Genomic DNA, 17,647 nt, shown 5'->3' with positions numbered 1-17,647 from the left:
AAATGCGAACGCGCAGTTCGGAGACTGCGCGTTCAAGGGTGCTTGGCTGTGACTTTGCCTACGGAGGCGTTGCTTCTCGCTGGGGTGACTTCTGCAACGTCGGCTTTGATGCGTCCCTCTTCTTGAATCCCCGGTCTCCAGCCATGAACGCTTCCAGCATGTGCGGAATCAACGTCGCCGCATCCACTGTTTCGCCGTAGGCTTGGGCGTGCAGCGCCGCATAGTGGTCGAGGTCGGCCTTCAAGCTGGCCGGGCATGTGAAGGTCAGCTTGGTGCTGGTACTGGATGGCAGCGGCCCGAGTCTCAGCTTCTTTGTAGGCGTACTCATCGCAATCCCCCACGCACAAAGAAAAGTGGCTGGTAAGGCCGCAGCACCAGATCCCGATTAACGATGACGCGCACCGGCAGACCCGGTCGCTCGGTCAGCGTCGGCTGCATGTTCATATTGCGCCGGGTCATCTCCTGGCCTACCTGGTTCACAGAATCCTTCAGGCTGTCGCGTCCGGCGATGATCACGCGATCGCCGCCATTGCGATTCTCCGGTGCGGCCAGCTCGGCGCCGATGCCCAGCAAGGTGGTGAGCGCAGCACCGGCGAACACGCGATCCCAGTGCCAGTCCACCCCGTCTTCCAGACCCGCATAACCCGCCGGATCGGTGCCGACCAGCTTGTCGAGCTGGAACGAGGAAGTATCCGGCAGGATCACCCGACTCCACACCACCTGCACGCGGCTCTGCCCATAGCTCACCTGGCTGTTGTACTTGCCCAGCAGGCGCGAGCCCTGCGGGATCAGCACGTACTTGCCAGTGGCCGTGTCGTAGACCGGCTCCGTCACCGTGGCGATCACATCGCCCGGCAGGTCGGACTTGATGCCCGTGACCAGCGCAGCGGCGATGACCGTCCCGGCCATGACTTGATACGGCGATGCGGGCATTTGCAGGGAGCCGGAATTCCGGGTTTCCGTAGAACCGGCTTTGGACAGAAACGCTTCCTTCTGGTCCTGCCGGTTCTGTACCGTTGTGGGATCGGCGGACTGTGCTGCTGTCGAGGCCGGGCCAGCGGCCATCGGATCAAAGGCGGCATTCGCAGCCAACGCCGTGGCCACAGGCAAGGCCTGCGGCTGCGCGGCAGCGGCCACCTTTTGACCACCCGAACGGAAGAACACCGAAGAAGCCGCCGCTTCTTCGGCCTGCTTCAAGCGCGCCAGGCGCTCAACCTCGGCTGGATCATGGCCAGGCTGCTGATAGCCATAACCCTGCGACTGTTGCTCGGCCTTGTGGATCGGCCCGCCCAAGTCGCCCGGCAGCGGCGCGCCAAGCTGCGGCACTGCGGGCGGCAGAGTCGGCGGCAGCTTGGAATAGTCCGCTGGCAGTCGATCAAGCCCTTCCGAGCGCGATACGCGATCCACGTTGAATAACTCCTTCTGGTCGCCAGCGCCACGGCGCTGCGTTGATTGCAACGACCAGATAGTGCCGCCAAGTACGGTAGCCGCCAGCCCACCAGCGAGGACCGCCAGCATGCGCCGGTTCAGGCGCGTCACTGGACGTGGCTGGGAGCGCAGCGTCACGTTTTCTGGGGCCACTTTGGGCGGCACGTCTGGCACTGCGGAATCTGAGGTATCAGGGGCATTGTTCGAATGGCTCATGGTCAGTTCCTCCGCGTCCCGCTCACAATCCCATCCGTGCGCTCGATCCGCACCACGTCGCCTTTGTCAGCGCCCAAGCGCAGTTCGGCAGCGCCGAACAGCCGGTCCACGATGTAGTACGGCGAGCGGAAGCGGTAGTTCACGAGCTGTCCATCCCCCTGCGCGCCGATGACGAACAGCGGCGGCAACTCGCCCTGCGCGATGCCACCGGGGAACTGGATATAGACCTTCTCGCCATCGTCGAAGGCGCGTAGCGGCTTCCACGGTGGATTGCTGCCGGTGATCGCATAGCGAAACCGGATTTTCTCCAGCGACAGTCCTGCATCGACCGGCGCGGCGACCTGTGCCGCCTGTGCCGCCTGCGCCTGGCGCTGCAAGGCCAGCATGCGGTCCTTTGGATAGTCCCAGGACACGGACGCCATCCAGGCTTTCTCTGTCGAGGTCAGTTCAATCAGGTAGGTGCGCCGGTTGGTCGTCACAACCAGATTGGTTTTGAGGCCACTGCGCGTAGGCTTGACCAGAACGCTCACACGCAGACTGGCCCCAGCGCCGCTGGACGTGTCGCCCACGATCCAGCGCACGGTATCGCCAGCGGCGACCGTCACCAGTTCCTCGCCTGGTTGGAGCGACACGACCGTCACTCGGCCCGGACTGGCATAGACCTGGTACAGGGCGCCATCGGTGTACGGCCAAACCTGGATCGCATTGACGTAGCCCTCACGGGTGGGCGCAATTCGGGCCTCCTGATTGGCCCGCGTGACGCGCACCTTCTCGTCGGCCGATTCAGGTGCTGTCTTGGCTTCCAACTCATCCGGCAACAGCTTCAACTGCTCGGGCAATGGCAAGGGCTGCAGAACCGCGACGACCTCGATGGGCTTGGGCAACTCGGGTAGCGGCTGCGCCGCAACCGGCTCATCCAGCGTGATGGTCGGCGGCGGCTTGCCCTGCGTGGCGCAGCCTGAGAGGGTCATGGATGTTGCGACCAGTAGAGACAGAAATACGTAAATGCGCAAAGACGGTTTCATGGTTTGGCTCCTTCGGAAGAATCGAGTTCACGGCTCCACGACAACCCATTGACGTAGATGCCCAGAGGATTGCGGCGCAGCCGTTCCTCGGTGCGCGGCGTTTGCAGGACGACAGACACAACTGCGGTCCAGCGCTCCAGTCCAGCAGCTGCGCCGTTGACATAGCGGCGCTCGGTCCAGCGCACGTTGAACGACGCATCGCTGGCGCGCACGATGCTGGTGATCTGCACCGTCACCGACTCTTTGCCGATGCGGGCAAAGGGATCGTTGGTGCGTGCGTAGTCGTTGAGCACCGCCGCGCCACGGTCAGTGGTGTAGTCGTAGGCGTCGAGCCAGTTCTGCCGCACGACGATGGGGTCAATGGACAGTGAGCGCACCAGCGTGACGAAGCGCCCCAGGTGATGGGCCGTCTGCGCATCGTTCGGCTTGTACGGCGTGGCGGCCTCGCCGACAGCGCGCACCTGCCCGCCACTGTCCACCTCCACCACAAAGGGTGTGACGATGGACTGCGCAGAGCGCCAGACCAGGCCGCCAGCCATCAGCAGAGCCAGTACCAAACAACCGAAGGCCATCAGCCGCCAGTTCTTTGCTTGCACGCGAGATGAACCGATACGGTCATCCCAGACCTGCTCGGCGGATTGGTACGGGGTGGCAGGCTGCGGCGTGTCCGCATAGCGCACCAATGAACGTTTGAATCGCATGGATGTTCTCCTTATGAATCCGAGGGGTCGCGCAGACTGGGACTACTGCCCGAGCCGCCGCCGTCCCCACCGCGCAGCGTGTGGGCGACGGTCGAGGCGGCATGGCTGATCTGCTGGCGACGGTGCAGGCTCTTGGCCCACGCGGGTTGCTGGGTATCGGCGGGCGCGGCATCGTTGCCGCCTTGGATGGCCGGGCCACTGGCTGTACTGGCTGAACCGGCACCAGCGCCAGCCCCGGATGCCGGGGCATCCGGCTTGATGGCCGCCGCAGCCCGGTCCTTCATCGACTTGGCTCCAGCGGCGACCTTCTGCCCGACCGATTGCGCACCTGTCTTGGCGACGTTGCCCAATCCTGCCGCCGCACCCTTGAGCCCGCCACCGGCACCGGCAGAACCGGCCTGGAACGCGGACTTCGCGCTGCTGGCGGTCGAGGCCATCGAGCTGGCACCGCTCGCGGCCATCTTTGCGGCACCCGGCGCCATGCGCGCACCGGCCGCCACCGCGCCGCCCACGCCGGTAGCGGCAGCACCCACGGCGACCGCTGCTCCCGCGACACCCAACGCGGTTCCGGCAACGGCGCCTGCACCCAACTGCGGTGCCCCAGACACCAGCCCGGTCGCGATGCCTGGCCCGAAGATCCCCAGGCCCAGCATGGACAGTGCGGCCAGCATGATGGTCAGTGCGTGGTCGATGGAGGGTTCATTCGGCGTTACCTGGAATTCGGCAAACAACCCTGTTCCGATGCCGACGATGACCGCCAGCACCAGCACCTTGATGCCAGACGACACCACGTTGCCCAACACTTTTTCAGCGAGAAACGAGGTCTTGTTCCACAGTGCGAACGGCACGAGTACGAAGCCTGCAAGCGTGGTCAGCTTGAATTCGATCAAGGTCACGAAGAGCTGCACCGCGAGCACGAAGAAACTCACGATCAGCACCAGCCAGGCCAGGAATAAAACGACGATCGCGTCAAGGTTCACGAACACCTCGGGGAAGCCCGCCATGTCACCGATCTGCTTCAGGATCGGCGCACCCGCGTCGATGCCGACCTTGGCCAGCCGCCCCGGCTGCAGGAACTCGGCCTGGGTGATGGTCGAGCCCGAGGCCACCAATCCCAAGCCCGCGAAGGACCGGAACACGATGCCGGCAAGCAGATTGAAGTTGCCGATGATGTAGGCGAAGGTGCCCACATACAGCACCTTCTTGATGAGCTTGCCAATGATGTCGTCGCCGCCACCGCTGGCATGGCTCATGGCCCAGAACAGTCCGGCCAGCGTCATGTCGATCACCACCAGCGTGGTCGTCAAGAAAGCAACCTCTCCTCGCACCAAACCGAAACCAGAGTCGATGTAGTGCGAGAAGACGCTGAGGAAATGGTCGATGACGGAAACGTCGTTCATGGCGAGCCCCTCAGTTGCCGTAGAAATCGACGGTCTGTGGGGTGTACGGCGTGCCGTCACCGATGAAGCGCCGCCGCACCTCGCGGGCACGTTCCTGCACGGCAACGACGCGCGCCTGCTCCAGCGCAGTGGCGCGGTCCTGTGTGATTTGCAGCTGCTGTGCCTGGATGGATTGCCGCGCCTGCAAGGCCAGCAACTGGTTGGTCGCCTGCGTGGCCTGCAAAGCGCCGACCGCCGACTGGCTACGGTTCACCAGGTCCGTCAGCGTCTGCTCGTCGGATGCGAAGTTCTGCACCGCTTGCGACTGCACCTTGGTCGCGGTGCGCAGCGCTTCGAGCGAATTGCGCCAGCGCGAACGTGCATCGGTCGCCATCTGGGTTCCCGAGGTGGAGGCGGAATACGCATCGGGGTAGAGCCGCTGGAATTCGGTCTCCATCTGCGAGACATTGAACGCCAGTCCCTGAGCCTGTTGGATGAGCTGGTTGGTCGCCGACAGCGACGCACGCAGTTCATTCAACGCACTGAAGTCCAGACTGGTGAGGTTCTTCGCCTGGTTCATCAGCGACTGCGCCTGATTCTGGAGCTGCCTGATCTGGTTGTTGATCTGCTCCAGCGTGCGTGCGGCCGTCATGATGTTCTGGGCCAGGTTGGACGGATCGATCACGACCCACTGCGCGTGTGCGACTGGCATCAGGGTCACCAGCGCTGCGGCAGCAATGGCGAGGATGGTCTTTTTCATGGTGCGTTCTCCTGTTGAACTGACGAAAGGGACGGAACAAGGTCGGCGGCCCAGTCGAGACCGCAATGGCGCAGCCAGGCGGCTGCGAAGTCGTAAGGCGACACAGAGCGGCATACCTCGTCAATGTCGCGCTGGTCCTGCGGCGTCGAGGCACCGGCAAAGGCCAGCGTGACCGGCCCCAGATCAAGATCGAACAAGCGATTGCCCAGCCGGGATTGGTAGTAGTAGTCGCGTTTGGGAACCGCCTCGGCCACGATGTCGATCTGGCGACGGTTCAAACCAAAGCCTTCGTAGATCGTGCGAATCTGCGGCTCGGTCGCCTGCGGATTCGGCAGGAAGATGCGGCTGGCGCAGCTCTCCACGATGGCCGGGGCGATGGACGAGTTCTGGATGTCCGCGAGCGACTGCGTGGCGAAGATGACACTGACGTTCTTCTTGCGCAGCGTCTTGAGCCACTGGCGGATGCGGGCGGCGAACACCGGGTCATCAAGAAACAGCCAGGCCTCGTCCAGAATGAGCAAGGTCGGCGCACCATCGAAGCGTTCGTCGAGGCGCGCAAACAGATAGCCCATTACAGCCAGCACAGCGGCCTTGCTGTGCATCAGCTCTTCCATCTCGAAGCACTGGACGGAACCAGAACCCAAGCGGTCCGAATCCGCGTCCAGCAGCTTGCCGTGCGCGCCGCCAAGCACGTAGGGCTGCAAGGCCTGGCGCAAGGCATTCGATTGCAGCAGTACCGACAAGCCAGTCAAGGTGCGCTGCTCCACCGGCGCACCCGCCAGGCTGCCCAGCGCCGACCAGACCATGGCCTTTTCTTCCGGGCCGACGGCTGCGCCTTCGTGCAGCAAGCGACCTTCCAGCCACTCGGCGGCCCAGGTGCGGTAGCCCTCCTGGTCGATGCGGGCCAGCGGCTGGAAGGCGATTTCGCCGTCCGTGCCCATGTCATAGTGCTCGCCGCCCAGGCCCAGGATGGTGGCGCGCATGGAGCGCCCCATGTCGAAGGCAAAGATGCGCGAACCGGGATAGCGGCGGAACTGCATCGCCAAAGCCGCCAGTAGCACTGACTTGCCCATGCCAGTAGGCCCGACCACCAGCGTGTGGCCCACGTCGCCGATGTGCGTCACCAGCCGGAACGGCGTGGCGCCATCGGTGCGCGTCACGATCAATGGCGGCCCGTCCAGGTGGTCATTGCGCTCCGGCCCGGCCCATACAGCAGACACGGGCATCAGGTGCGCCAGGTTCAGCGTCGAGATGATGGGCTGTCGCACATTGGCGTAGGCATTGCCCGGAATCGAGGACAGCCACGCCTCCACGGCATTGAGCGTTTCCGGGATCGTGACGAAACCGCGGCCCTGGATGACACGTTCAATCCGACGCAATTTTTCGTCAGCCGCGCCGGCATCGGCATCGAGTACCGTCACCGTAACGGTGACATAGCCGAAGGAGACTTGATCGCTGCCCAGCTCCTGCAGGGCCGCATCGGCATCCGCTGACTTGTTGGAGGCATCGGTATCGACCAGCGGGCTTTCCTGCTGGAAGATGGTTTCGCGCAGCAGCGCGACCACGTTCTTGCGCTTGGCGAACCACTGGCGGCGCAGACGTGTGAGTTCCTTTTCTGCTTCTGACTTGTCCATGCAGAGAAAGCGTGTGGACCAGCGGTAGGCGAAGCCCAGGCGGTTCAAGTCGTCCAGCAGCCCCGGCCAGGTCGAGGTGGGGAAACCGCGCACCGATGCCACGCGCAGGTGCTGGTCGCCGAGCATGGGGGCCAAACCTCCCACCAGCGCGGAATCGGCCAGCAAGGCGTCGAGGTAGAACGGATGCTCTGGCACCGCCACCCGGTAGCGCCGCGCCGAGACCGTCGCATGCAGATAGGTCAGCGTCTGGCCGTCGTCCAGCCAGACGATCTCAGGCATGACGCCATCGAGCAAGTCGAAGAAGCGATCCGTCTCCGAGATAAACGATTCCAGCCGCTCGCGCCAGTCCACGCCGCCTTGCGGCGTGTTCTCATACAGCAGCTTGGCGGCGCGGGCGCGGGATTCCTCGGCGGGCAGGTACGCCAGCGTCAGGTGGTAGCTGCTCTCGAAGTGGCTGTGGTCTTCCTCGAACGAGCCCCGGCGTTCTTCGTCCACTAGCCAGGATAGTGGTTCGGGAAACTCCGAATGCGGGTAGTCGGCGGCGGCACGCCGCTCGGCTTCCACGAACAAGGCCCAGCCTGACCCCAATCGGCGCAGCGCGTTGTTCAAACACGCCGACGTGGCGATCAGTTCGCCCTGCGTGGCGCTGTCCAGATCCGGCCCGCGAAAGCGCGCCGTGCGCTGGAACGAGCCATCCTTGTTGAGCACAACGCCCGGCGCGACCAGTCCAGCCCAGGGCAACCAGTCGGCCAGCAGCGCGGGACGCTTGCGGTATTCAGCGAGATTCATCATGGCGTGTTCTCCTCACACGTCCAGCAGTGGGCGGTGCTTGATGTGCCGGGCGAACACGGCCATGAACTGCGGATCGAGCCGGGCACCCCAGACCGCCAACGAATGGCCGACGATCCACAGCACCAGACCGGGAATCCACAGTTGCAGGCCCAAGCCGACGGCGGCGGCCAGCGTGCCGTTGGCGATTGCCACGGTGCGCGGTGCGCCACCCAGCAGGATCGGTTCGGTCAGCGAGCGATGCAGCGGAATCTCGAAACCACTTGCGAAGCCCGGCGCAAATTCGGTCTCGGTACTCATGCAACCACCGCCCCACCCGAGAACGAGAAGAACGACAGAAAGAACGAGGACGCGGCGAACGCGATCGACAGCCCGAACACGATCTGGATCAGCTTGCGAAAGCCGCCCGACGTATCGCCGAAGGCCAGCGCCAGGCCGGTGGAAATGATGATGATGACCGCGACGATCCGGGCCACCGGCCCCTGGATCGATTCAAGGATGGATTGCAGCGGCCCTTCCCAAGGCATGCTGGAGCCGGCCGCATGTGCCGGCAAAGTCAGGCAGAGCATCAGTGCAGCGAGCACGGCAACGTGCAACGTCAGCCGCAGATGCGGATTTACAGAAAAGCGGGAAGTCGAAAAAACGGTGTGTGTCATGACAGTTCTCCAGGGGTGGTTGAGGAAGGGATCGAAAGGGTTGGAAGCGGCGGCGCGAGCGCGTCGTCGAGCTGGTAGCCGTGGCCGTCGAAACCGATAACGCGGGCGATGGTCTGAACATGGCGGGCACGGCCGCGCCCGGCGATGAAGACAACGACATTCACCGCCTCGGCAATCAACGCACGCGGCGGTGTCAAGGCGACTTCGAGGATCAGTTGTTCCAGGCGCAGCAGCGCGCCGTGGGCGGAACTGGCGTGGATGGTGGCGATACCGCCAGGGTGCCCGGTGCCCCAGACCTTGATGAGATCCAGTGCTTCGCCGCCGCGCACCTCACCGACGATGACGCGGTCGGGTCGCAGCCGCATCGTGGCCCGCACCAACTCGGCCATCGACACCACACCAGACCGCGTGCGCAGCGATACATGGTCGCGGGCGGCGCACTGAAGTTCCACGGTGTCTTCAAGCACCAGCACCCGGTCGCCAGTGGCGGCAATCTCGGCCAACAGTGCGTTGGCCAGCGTCGTCTTGCCGGTGCTGGTGCCCCCGGCGATCAGGATGTTCAGCCGCTCGCGCACCGCGCGGCGCAGGAACTCGGCTTGTTCCTCGGTCAGGATGCTGTCGGCGACATAGCGCTCCAGGCCAATGATGCTCACGGCGCGCTTGCGCAAGGCAAAGGCCGGCCCCGGCGCGGCGGGCGGCAGGATGCCCTCGAAGCGCTCACCCGTTTCCGGCAGCTCGGCGGTCAACAGTGGCTGGCCGCGATGCACCTCGGTACCGACATGGGCCGCAACCAGCCGGATGATGCGTTCGCCATCGGCTTCGGACAGCTTGACGCCGGTCGGCGAGCGGCCCGACGACAGCCGATCAATCCACAAGGAGCCGTCTGGGTTGAGCATGATCTCCACCACATCCGGGTCTTCCAGCGCGGCGGCAATCAGTGGCCCCATCGCCGTGCGCAGCATGCGGATACGCCGGTCCAGCGAGGTGGCAGCGGATGACGGCGGCTTAAGCTGCAACTCGGGTGGCAACTTCGGGACGGCGCTCATGCGCCGTCCTCCTGCGTGGCCGCTTCCGCCAGCCGAGTGGCATCAGGCTGGATTTCTTCGTAGACCTCCTTGACCAGGCTGCGCCCGCGCAGCACATGGCGGCCGAGCTGTTCGATGAACTGCTCGAAGCGCGCCTTGCCTTGAGCCTTGGCCGCTTCTTGATGGGCCTCCGGCACCGGCGTGCTGACCGTGAGGTAGTAGCGCACGTACAGCGCCAGCGTCTCGATCAGGATGTTCTGGTCACGCTCCAGACGCTCGAACTGGCGTGACAGCCGATCCAGCCGTTTAGCGGTGGCCGCCTCGCGCTGGTCACCCGCGTCCGGTGAGAGCCAGGACGCAAGCGCTGCCGCGACGATGGATGACTTGGACACGCCTTTCTTGGCGGCCAGTTCATCCAGGCGCTTGGCGTGGTCGGGTTGAATGAAGAGGTTCAGGCGATAGGTGGACTGGTTGAGGCTCATAGTTGAATTCCGTCGTCAGGGTCGAGAGCGGCCAGCCGTGCCGTGCGCTGCAAGCGCGGGTCGAACTGGGATGGGAGGGATGCCGAAAGAGGTAAAGGAAAATCGTCGTCATCAAGCAGCGACAGGTCGCTGGCCGACTGATCGGGTTCGGGGCTGTAGGTGGCGACTTCGGATAGCTCGGGCTGTTGGCGGGGGCCGCCGTCATCGGCCGATTCACCAAGCCCAGTCGTGGCGGACGTGGCCGGCACAGCGGGTACAGCCAAGGCGCTCCAGTCGTCGGCGCGTGTCGCTGGCACGTCGGCATAACGGCCCAAGGTCAACGTGGGCGGTGGCAGTACGCGCCGCTTGAAGTTGGCGTCAAGGTAGTAGCGCAGCTTCTTGGCTTTGATCGGTGCATGACCGGAGACCATCACCACCGATTCATCCGGCGGCAGTTGCATGACTTCGCCGGGTGTCAACAGTGGTCGCGCTGTCTCCTGGCGCGACACCATCAGGTGGCCCAGCCACGGTGCCAGACGATGGCCCGCATAGTTGCGCTGTGCGCGCAACTCGGTGGCAGTGCCCAGTGTCTCGGAGATGCGTTTGGCGGTGCGTTCGTCGTTGGTGGCGAAAGTCACCCGTACATGGCAGTTGTCCAAAATCGAATGGTTCTGGCCGTAGGCTTTGTCGATCTGGTTGAGCGACTGCGAAATCAGGAAGGCGCGCAGGCCGTAGCCGGCCATGAAGGCCAGCGCTGATTCAAAGAAGTCCAAACGGCCCAATGCCGGGAACTCATCGAGCATCAGCAGCAGCTTGTGTTTGCGTTCCACGCCATCGGAACCATCGAGTGATTCGGTGAGCCGCCGACCGATCTGGTTCAGGATCAGTCGGATCAGCGGCTTGGTGCGGCTGATGTCCGAAGGAGGCACAACCAGGTACAACGACACCGGATGTTCCGCAGAGATCAGGTCGGCGATGCGCCAGTCGCAGCGTGAAGTCACTTCGGCCACAGTGGGGTCGCGGTACAGACCCAGAAAACTCATGGCTGTGGACAGCACACCCGAGCGCTCGTTGTCGCTCTTGTTGAGCACTTCGCGCGCGGCCGATGCGACGACAGGATGCGTGCTCTCGCCCAGGTGCCGCGTCGTCATCATCCGGTGCAACGTCACCTCGAACGGGCACGCCGGATCGGATAGAAAGTTAGCGACACCGCGCAGCGTCTTGTTTTCGCCTGCATAGAGCACATGCAGGATCGCACCAACCAGCAGCGCGTGGGAAGTCTTCTCCCAGTGGTTGCGCCGCTCCAGCGCGCCTTCGGGATCGACCAGGATATCGGCGATGTTCTGCACGTCGCGCACTTCATACGCGCCGCGACGGACTTCCAGCAGCGGGTTGTACGCGGCTGATTTGGGATCAGTCGGATTGAACAGCAGGCAGTGCGAGAAGCGCGAGCGCCAGCCAGCGGTGATGTTCCAGTTCTCGCCCTTGATGTCGTGAATGACTGCGGATGCAGGCCATGACAACAGCGTCGGCACCACCAGACCCACGCCTTTGCCCGAGCGCGTGGGCGCGAAGGTCAGGACGTGTTCCGGCCCCTCATGGCGCAGGTACTGGCTGTCGTGCAGGCCGAGGAAAACCCCGGCCGGACCGGTCAGCCCAGCCTTGCGGATTTCGTTGGCATCGGCCCAGCGTGCGGAGCCATAGGTTGTGACCAGCTTGGACTGCCGCGAGCGCCATATCGACATGCCGATGGCGACCACCATGGCAGCCAGGCCACTGGCGCCGGCGATGGTGCCACCCGTGTTGAAGATGTGCGGTGCGTAAGCGTCGAAAAAGAACCACCACTCGAACAGCCGCCAAGGGTGATAGACCGGTGTGCCGAAAAAATCGAACCAGGGCGCGCCCAGGCGTAGCTGATAACCCAGGGCAGCAGCAGTCCATTGCGTGGCACCCCACACACCGGCGATGACGATGCCGAACACCGTCAACACCTGACCGAACAGCACACTGGTCCCTTGCATCCCGACCTCCGAATCTCTTCTGCACATCGCGCGCACAAAGACGTGCCGCAGACATGAGGTTCGGTGTCAACTCAGTGCCGGTCAAAGACCGTTATCGGGATAACGAAGACGAAGAAAACAAGATTTCTAGCTGGGGAAAAATGGAGCGCGTCGCTGCAAAGAACAGTGCATTGCGGCGTACAGGGTGATTTGCTCAAAGATTTTTGCCGATGTGAGCAATCGACACGTACCGAGCTATACGACCAGCCTTGACTGGCCGCAGCGTCGCTACTTGCTCAATGCAATCAGTTCTTCGGGGCCGACTCGGGCGTGTACGGCGTGCCGTTGCCCATGAAGCGCTTGCGTGTGGCCTCGGCCACTGCGTTGCATAACGCATCGCCCAGCTTCGCGTGGTCGGCTTTGCACTGTGCGCGCAGTTCCTTCAAACGTTCGGGGTTGGCGGCCAACGATTCGACCGTATCAGTGGGAGCAGATTGACCGCAGGCGGTTAGCACGACGTTAAGTATCAACGCGGGGAATATTTTCATTGCATAACCTTTCATTGGGTGATGGTGGGACTGACTGTTGCCTCAATCAATCGACAGACGAAGCGACTCAGCGGCTCGGACGATTCGGTATTGGGCCGCAGCAGGTACGTGGTCAGCAGGTGTGCTCGTCCCGCGAGTGGGCGAGCCACGACCTCGGGATGACGGCAAACCATCATGTGAGATTCACTGGCAAAGCTGAGTCCATATCCGGCGGCCACCAGCGTCATCATCAGATCGAAGGTTGCCGCATGTTCAGCGACGATGGGTTCAACATCGACAGTGCGCAAGATGCGCTCGATCTGTCGGTAGCAGCCCTCGCAAATCTCTGGGTGGCAGAGCACCAGTGGATAGCGGATCAATTCCTCCAACGGAATGCGCTTGCGCGCCAGCAGAGGATGACGCGCGGGAACAGCGATCACCAACGGATCACTCCACACAGGTTGAGTGACGATGTCTTCGCCCACCTCGGCGGCCTGGGCGAATCCAGCATCATACAAGTCGTCGCGCAGGCCCTTTAACTGCTGGGCCAGGGGCACTTCGAACAGGCGGATTTCGACATCGGGTTCTTCTTCACGGCATTGGGCCAATAGCGCAGCGAGGCGCACCGGATCAATGCCGTCGGACAGCGCGATACGTAGCGTGCCGCGATAGCCGGTAGCGGCCGCCTTCGCGCTGGCTTTGGCCTGGTCCACGGCAGACAACACCCGCTTGGCTTCATCCAGGAATACTTGCCCAGCCCATGTCAAGCGCGTGCTGCGCGTAGTGCGTTCAAGCAGTTGCACGTCCAAGTCGTGCTCCAGGTCTTTGATCGCGCGTGACAGCGGAGATTGCTCGATGTGGAGCCGTTCCGCCGCGCGTGCGAAGTGCAGCTCCTCTGCCACGGCAATGAAATATCGAAGGTGGCGCAACTCCATTCAGCTGTCCCGTTGCCATTGAAGACATTTAATAGAGCAACACGACCTTCTCGCCGATATGCGTGCATGGACGCTGTGAAAGTTTGGGGAACTCACACGTTAAACGCCACGCTGGTCAGTTCCCAACCGCAAAAAACTGTGACCAATCATGTCCGTCCAGCGGCTTTCAATATCCAATCGGTGATCTCGTCAGGGTGGGAGATCATTGAAAGATGGCTGGACTCCAGCTCGACCATCCGTGCCTTCATTCGCTTAGCAAGAAACCGTTGCAGGTCTGGCGAGGTAGTGCGGTCCTTAGTTGATATGGCGTACCAGGTCGGCTTGGCTCGCCATGCTGCTTGTGTAGTTCGAGATGAAAACAAGCTTGTTGAGATTCGACCTTGCAGTGCAAAGAGCACTCTTGCCCTCGTTGCATCCAGGTCGCCCGCAAAATCACGAAGAAAGGACTCTTCGTTCAACTGAGCGAACCCATCCGATTTGACAAGCCCGGAGCTGGCTGGTGGCGTCGGAAACGTGCCAGCCAAAGCTCCGTAGTCTTCACCAGCATCCGGTGCGCGTGCGGCGACATATACCAGCGCGGAAACCTTGGGATCAACTCCAGCCTCACTGATAACAGTTCCCGCCCATGAGTGACCTACCAAGACGGTGGGACCATCTTGCAGCGCGAGTATTCGTCGGGTCGCTTCGACATCGTCAAACAAAGACGTCAGCGGGTTCTGCACCGCAGTCGCGTTCATCCCCACTCTTTGAAGTCGGACGATTACATCTGACCAGCAAGAACCGTCCGCATAGGCGCCGTGCACCAAAACGATGTTGCGGGCCGGTTGCGCTGTTTGGCCAATGCTTTTGCCGGACATTAAGGCGGCAGCGGTTCCAGCCACGGCAGCCGCAGAGAAAGTACGTCTATTCATCTTCTTTCCTTTTCATTTGAGTTGGTTTTTGATCAATTGTTGGCCCCTTTACGGGGCTTCCATTCCATGAACGTATCGTGCCTGGGAGGCCATCCCCTTTGGGATCCGCTCTCAACCGCCTGGCACGATTACGCCGCCGTGCCTTAGCGATTCAGGAAATTGTTCGCTTCGGTCACAAACTGGTTGTGATACTGGAAGATCGCCCCATGGTTCGAATCGGGGTACATCACGAGCTGTGCGTTCTTGAGGATCCGGAACATTGCGTAGGAGCTGTCAGTGGGCAACATAGTGTCGTTACTGCCAGTGACGATCAGCACGGGCTGGGTGATGGCACTCAGTAGCTTGTTCGAAGAATCCTGCGTCGTCGAGAACACGATGAGCGCTTTGGCCTGGGCGTTCGCCACATCCGGACCTGCCTCGGGATCACGATCCTTTTGCCGAGCATGGGTACGCTTCAGGAATGCCTGCCCTGCCTCGATGCTACTCTTCGACTCCGTGAAGAACAGCACCATGCGCGGATCCGGGTACGTCTTCTGAGACATCGCATCGTTGAGCACCTTCATGAGGTCGTTGCCGCCACCCTGGTGCGCGGTGTTTGCCAAGATGACTTTCCGGACAAGCTCAGGATGCTGCGCAGCGAGGTTCTGCGCGATCATGCCACCAAGGGAATAGCCCAGAAGGTCGACTTTCTGGAAGCCCAAGGCTTTAATGAATGCCAACGCATCGGTAGACATTTGTTCGACGTTGTCGGGAACCTTGCCGCTGGACGCGCCCACGCCGGTGTTGTCGAAGATGATTACTTCTCGTTCCTTGGCGAGTCCGTTAACAACAGCGGGATCCCAATAGTCGATCGTGCCCGTGAAGTGCTGAAGGAGAACAATCGGGACGCCCGTCTTCGTTCCGATTGTTCGGTACGCGAAGTGCGTGCCACCTGCATCGATAAACTTCGTCGGCGCGGTTTCGAGGGTGACGGGAGCGGCTGCAACCGCCGATTCGACTGCGAATGCGGAGGCCAACAGGGTGAAAACAGCGATAAGTTTTTTCATGGAATGTTCCGTTGAGTTGTGAGTATTAGGGGAAAGTGGGCTTGGTCCTTCGGGGTTCAACCTGCGATGACATCCTTGAGGTAGACCGAGGACGACAGACCCTGGTGAACCTGGCGCGAAGACTCGTCGACGAAGATCTCCTCGGCATTGGCTTCGATCGCGTCAAGCGCTTGCCGGATGACGTCCACCGGCATGGCTTTCGGGACATCAAAGCCGCGGGTCAGATCGGTGTCAATGAAACCGGCGTGGAGCCCGACGACTTGCGTGCCTTGAGCGCGCAGCTCGTGACGTAGTCCATTCGTGAGACCCCAAGCGGCGGCCTTCGACACGCCGTACCCGGCGATCATGGGTGTGTTCACCCAGCTCAGAAGCGACAGGACATTGAGGATGGCGCCGCCACCGTTGCTCGCAAGGATCGGCGCGAACGCCTGGCTCAGGTTCAGGATGCCGAAGACATTCGTTTCCAACTGCTCGCGCAAGATGGCTTGAGCGTTTTCCGCCACGAACGCGCCCGGACGCGCAATGCCTGCGTTGTTGATCAGGATGGTGACATCAGAAAGCTTTAGAGCTACAGCCGCCACATCTTCGGGCTTGGTAACGTCAAGCTGAACAGGTACAACACCCTCGAGTTTGATTGAAGAGATGTCGCGAGCGGCCGCGTAGACGCGCTTGGCACCCCGCTCGAGAGCATGTTTTGCGAATTCGAGGCCTAGACCGCGATTGGCACCAGTGACGAGTACTACAGAATTTTGGAGTTTCATGGAATTTTCCTTTTAATTTGGATTAATGTACAAAATATTATGTACATCATATTTTTAAGCGAGCAATTTAGCGTGACGTGTATTTATCTATGTCATGTTCCGTTCTCCTCTCTGGCTAGTGCTGGGAGTCGTAGTTAGCGATGAGCTCTGCTCTCGCGGCGGCAAGGACTGCCTTCCCCTGCGTGTTGTTACCAATGGCACGGGCTAACTGCATTGCGCCGATAAGCGTGCTGGCCACCGTCCAGGCCGCTTCGGCACTGGAACCTGGAGGTAACGCCTGCTGCACGAGCTTGTACAGGTTGGCAACGATCCGTCGGGAGGAGTCGAGAACCTCAGCAGCTTGATTGGGCATTTCGCCGCAGAGTGCGGCCACGGGGCAACCGTTCTCACAGTCGCTCATGTGGCTATCTGAAAGATAGGTCTCGACGAAGGCACTGAAGGTGCTTTGACCACGTTGCGCAAGCGTCTCTACATTCACGCTGATGGCGTCGCCGATGTTTCTACTCGCATGGACTACTGCTTCGGCAAGCAGTGCATCCCTCGAAGCGAAGTGGGAATAAAAGCCACCGTGAGTCAGGCCGGCTTCCTTCATCACGTCAGCAACACCAACGCCGCGAAAGCCAGAACGACGCACTTCCCTGGAGGCTGCTTCTAGGATGCGCTGATGCGATTGGGCTTTCTTGCCAAGGAATTTTGAGTTCATGAGCGCATAGTAACATAAATATTACGATCATCATATTTTTATATGTACTGGAATTGGGGGGCATCTCAAAAAAAAATTCGTACGCCAAGCGTGTACTGAAGCTGGAACCCAAGCTGAGGAGCACTGGCCGCAGACATGAGCAGTGTCAAGGAAGTGATGGTGTTCACGCCCAGAGATCCCATTGCGGACATGGTGTGCTTATATGGATGCCTCCCGGGTAGCAAGAGCAATTCGTGTCGTGTTGCGAAGAAGTCGGCTGCGTCTGTCGGCGCCGCTTCAATATTGACCCACCAGTGGCCTAAAGTGGGTCAGTTTTCGGTCGGCGGCAACAGCGAATCGCTGAAATTGCGCAAAAGGCTGGTTGACGAAATTAAATGAGTGCAGGAAATCACCTTGCCATCACCCTCCGCCTTCAATGCTGAACTTGTATCTGACCGCCTCGAAGCGGTGTACCCGTCGTGAAAGACGGCCAGTATCTCGGAGCTGTCGGCGTGGGCGGCGTGAAGTCCACGGAGGACGCCCAGGTCGCCCGCGCAGGCATCGCAGCCATTGGTCTCTCACGTATCTGGACTACATCAGCTAAACGCGTCGGGTAATTTGCGACTCGTACGGGTCTGCCTTCTATTCCGGAGATCTCGCGACCGCCGCTACGGAGTTGACAATCGCAGCGCGTCAATGCAACTACTCGCT

At 61.6% G+C, this 17,647-nt stretch carries 18 protein-coding genes and 1 pseudogene; 1 reads left to right on the top strand and 18 read right to left on the bottom strand.

Going from position 1 to position 17,647, the window contains the following annotated elements; all coding sequences use genetic code 11:
- Positions 1-58: 58 nt before the first annotated feature.
- The 18 genes from C5P05_RS16970 to C5P05_RS16885 all read right to left on the bottom strand — a co-directional run bounded on the left by C5P05_RS16970 (position 59) and on the right by C5P05_RS16885 (position 16,957).
- Complete coding sequence (locus tag C5P05_RS16970) at positions 59-328, bottom strand: DUF2274 domain-containing protein (RefSeq protein ID WP_114971026.1); 270 nt, start codon at positions 326-328, stop codon at positions 59-61.
- Positions 325-1,644, bottom strand: a complete 1,320-nt coding sequence (locus C5P05_RS16965; RefSeq protein WP_114971025.1) for a TrbI/VirB10 family protein — start codon at positions 1,642-1,644, stop codon at positions 325-327. The genes C5P05_RS16970 and C5P05_RS16965 overlap by 4 nt, the downstream gene beginning before the upstream one ends.
- 2 nt (positions 1,645-1,646) lie before the next feature.
- On the bottom strand, positions 1,647-2,615 hold the full coding sequence (gene trbG / locus C5P05_RS16960; RefSeq protein ID WP_420130759.1) for a P-type conjugative transfer protein TrbG: 969 nt from the start codon (positions 2,613-2,615) through the stop codon (positions 1,647-1,649).
- Positions 2,616-2,665: 50 nt separating this feature from the next.
- Entirely contained in the window at positions 2,666-3,370 is a 705-nt protein-coding gene (gene trbF / locus C5P05_RS16955) for a conjugal transfer protein TrbF (protein WP_114971023.1), read from the bottom strand.
- An 11-nt stretch (positions 3,371-3,381) separates the two neighbouring features.
- A complete protein-coding gene (gene trbL / locus C5P05_RS16950; RefSeq protein ID WP_114971022.1) occupies positions 3,382-4,770 on the bottom strand; it encodes a P-type conjugative transfer protein TrbL in 1,389 nt (462 codons plus the stop codon).
- Positions 4,771-4,780: 10 nt separating this feature from the next.
- Positions 4,781-5,509 carry a P-type conjugative transfer protein TrbJ gene (gene trbJ / locus C5P05_RS16945; protein ID WP_114971021.1) on the bottom strand — a complete coding sequence of 243 codons (729 nt, stop codon included), beginning with the start codon at positions 5,507-5,509 and terminating at the stop codon, positions 4,781-4,783.
- On the bottom strand, positions 5,506-7,935 hold the full coding sequence (trbE, locus tag C5P05_RS16940; RefSeq protein ID WP_114971020.1) for a conjugal transfer protein TrbE: 2,430 nt from the start codon (positions 7,933-7,935) through the stop codon (positions 5,506-5,508). The genes trbJ and trbE overlap by 4 nt, the downstream gene beginning before the upstream one ends.
- A 12-nt stretch (positions 7,936-7,947) precedes the next feature.
- A complete protein-coding gene (locus C5P05_RS16935) occupies positions 7,948-8,232 on the bottom strand; it encodes a VirB3 family type IV secretion system protein (RefSeq protein ID WP_114971019.1) in 285 nt (94 codons plus the stop codon).
- Positions 8,229-8,588, bottom strand: a complete 360-nt coding sequence (locus C5P05_RS16930; RefSeq protein ID WP_114971018.1) for a TrbC/VirB2 family protein — start codon at positions 8,586-8,588, stop codon at positions 8,229-8,231. Before C5P05_RS16930 ends, C5P05_RS16935 begins: the two co-directional genes overlap by 4 nt.
- Complete coding sequence (gene trbB / locus C5P05_RS16925; RefSeq protein ID WP_114971017.1) at positions 8,585-9,634, bottom strand: P-type conjugative transfer ATPase TrbB; 1,050 nt, start codon at positions 9,632-9,634, stop codon at positions 8,585-8,587. Before trbB ends, C5P05_RS16930 begins: the two co-directional genes overlap by 4 nt.
- Positions 9,631-10,095 (bottom strand): ribbon-helix-helix protein, CopG family, encoded by a 465-nt coding sequence (locus C5P05_RS16920; RefSeq protein WP_114971016.1) that lies wholly within the window; start codon positions 10,093-10,095, stop codon positions 9,631-9,633. Before C5P05_RS16920 ends, trbB begins: the two co-directional genes overlap by 4 nt.
- Positions 10,092-12,095: a conjugal transfer protein TraG gene (locus C5P05_RS16915; RefSeq protein ID WP_114971015.1), complete on the bottom strand. Its 2,004-nt coding sequence runs from the start codon at positions 12,093-12,095 to the stop codon at positions 10,092-10,094. Before C5P05_RS16915 ends, C5P05_RS16920 begins: the two co-directional genes overlap by 4 nt.
- A 284-nt stretch (positions 12,096-12,379) precedes the next feature.
- A complete protein-coding gene (locus C5P05_RS16910; protein ID WP_114971014.1) occupies positions 12,380-12,622 on the bottom strand; it encodes an EexN family lipoprotein in 243 nt (80 codons plus the stop codon).
- Positions 12,623-12,633: 11 nt separating this feature from the next.
- Positions 12,634-13,536, bottom strand: a complete 903-nt coding sequence (locus tag C5P05_RS16905) for a LysR family transcriptional regulator (RefSeq protein ID WP_114971013.1) — start codon at positions 13,534-13,536, stop codon at positions 12,634-12,636.
- Positions 13,537-13,682: 146 nt separating this feature from the next.
- The gene (locus tag C5P05_RS16900; RefSeq protein ID WP_114971012.1) at positions 13,683-14,447 is read right to left on the bottom strand and encodes an alpha/beta fold hydrolase; all 765 of its coding nucleotides are present in this window, start codon (positions 14,445-14,447) and stop codon (positions 13,683-13,685) included.
- Positions 14,448-14,590: 143 nt separating this feature from the next.
- Complete coding sequence (locus C5P05_RS16895) at positions 14,591-15,493, bottom strand: alpha/beta fold hydrolase (protein WP_114971011.1); 903 nt, start codon at positions 15,491-15,493, stop codon at positions 14,591-14,593.
- A gap of 56 nt (positions 15,494-15,549) precedes the next feature.
- Positions 15,550-16,254, bottom strand: a complete 705-nt coding sequence (locus tag C5P05_RS16890) for an SDR family oxidoreductase (RefSeq protein ID WP_114971010.1) — start codon at positions 16,252-16,254, stop codon at positions 15,550-15,552.
- Positions 16,255-16,369: 115 nt separating this feature from the next.
- On the bottom strand, positions 16,370-16,957 hold the full coding sequence (locus tag C5P05_RS16885) for a TetR/AcrR family transcriptional regulator (RefSeq protein ID WP_114971009.1): 588 nt from the start codon (positions 16,955-16,957) through the stop codon (positions 16,370-16,372).
- A 446-nt stretch (positions 16,958-17,403) separates the two neighbouring features.
- Here C5P05_RS16885 and C5P05_RS16875 point away from each other — a divergent pair.
- Positions 17,404-17,553 (top strand): annotated as a pseudogene (locus tag C5P05_RS16875) (heme-binding protein); the annotation flags it as partial.
- Positions 17,554-17,647: the final 94 nt, after the last annotated feature.

Origin of the sequence: Rhodoferax ferrireducens (genome assembly GCF_003347515.1) — a bacterium.
Taxonomy (GTDB): Bacteria; Pseudomonadota; Gammaproteobacteria; order Burkholderiales; family Burkholderiaceae_C; genus Rhodoferax.
This window is presented reverse-complemented; position numbering and strand designations above follow the sequence as displayed.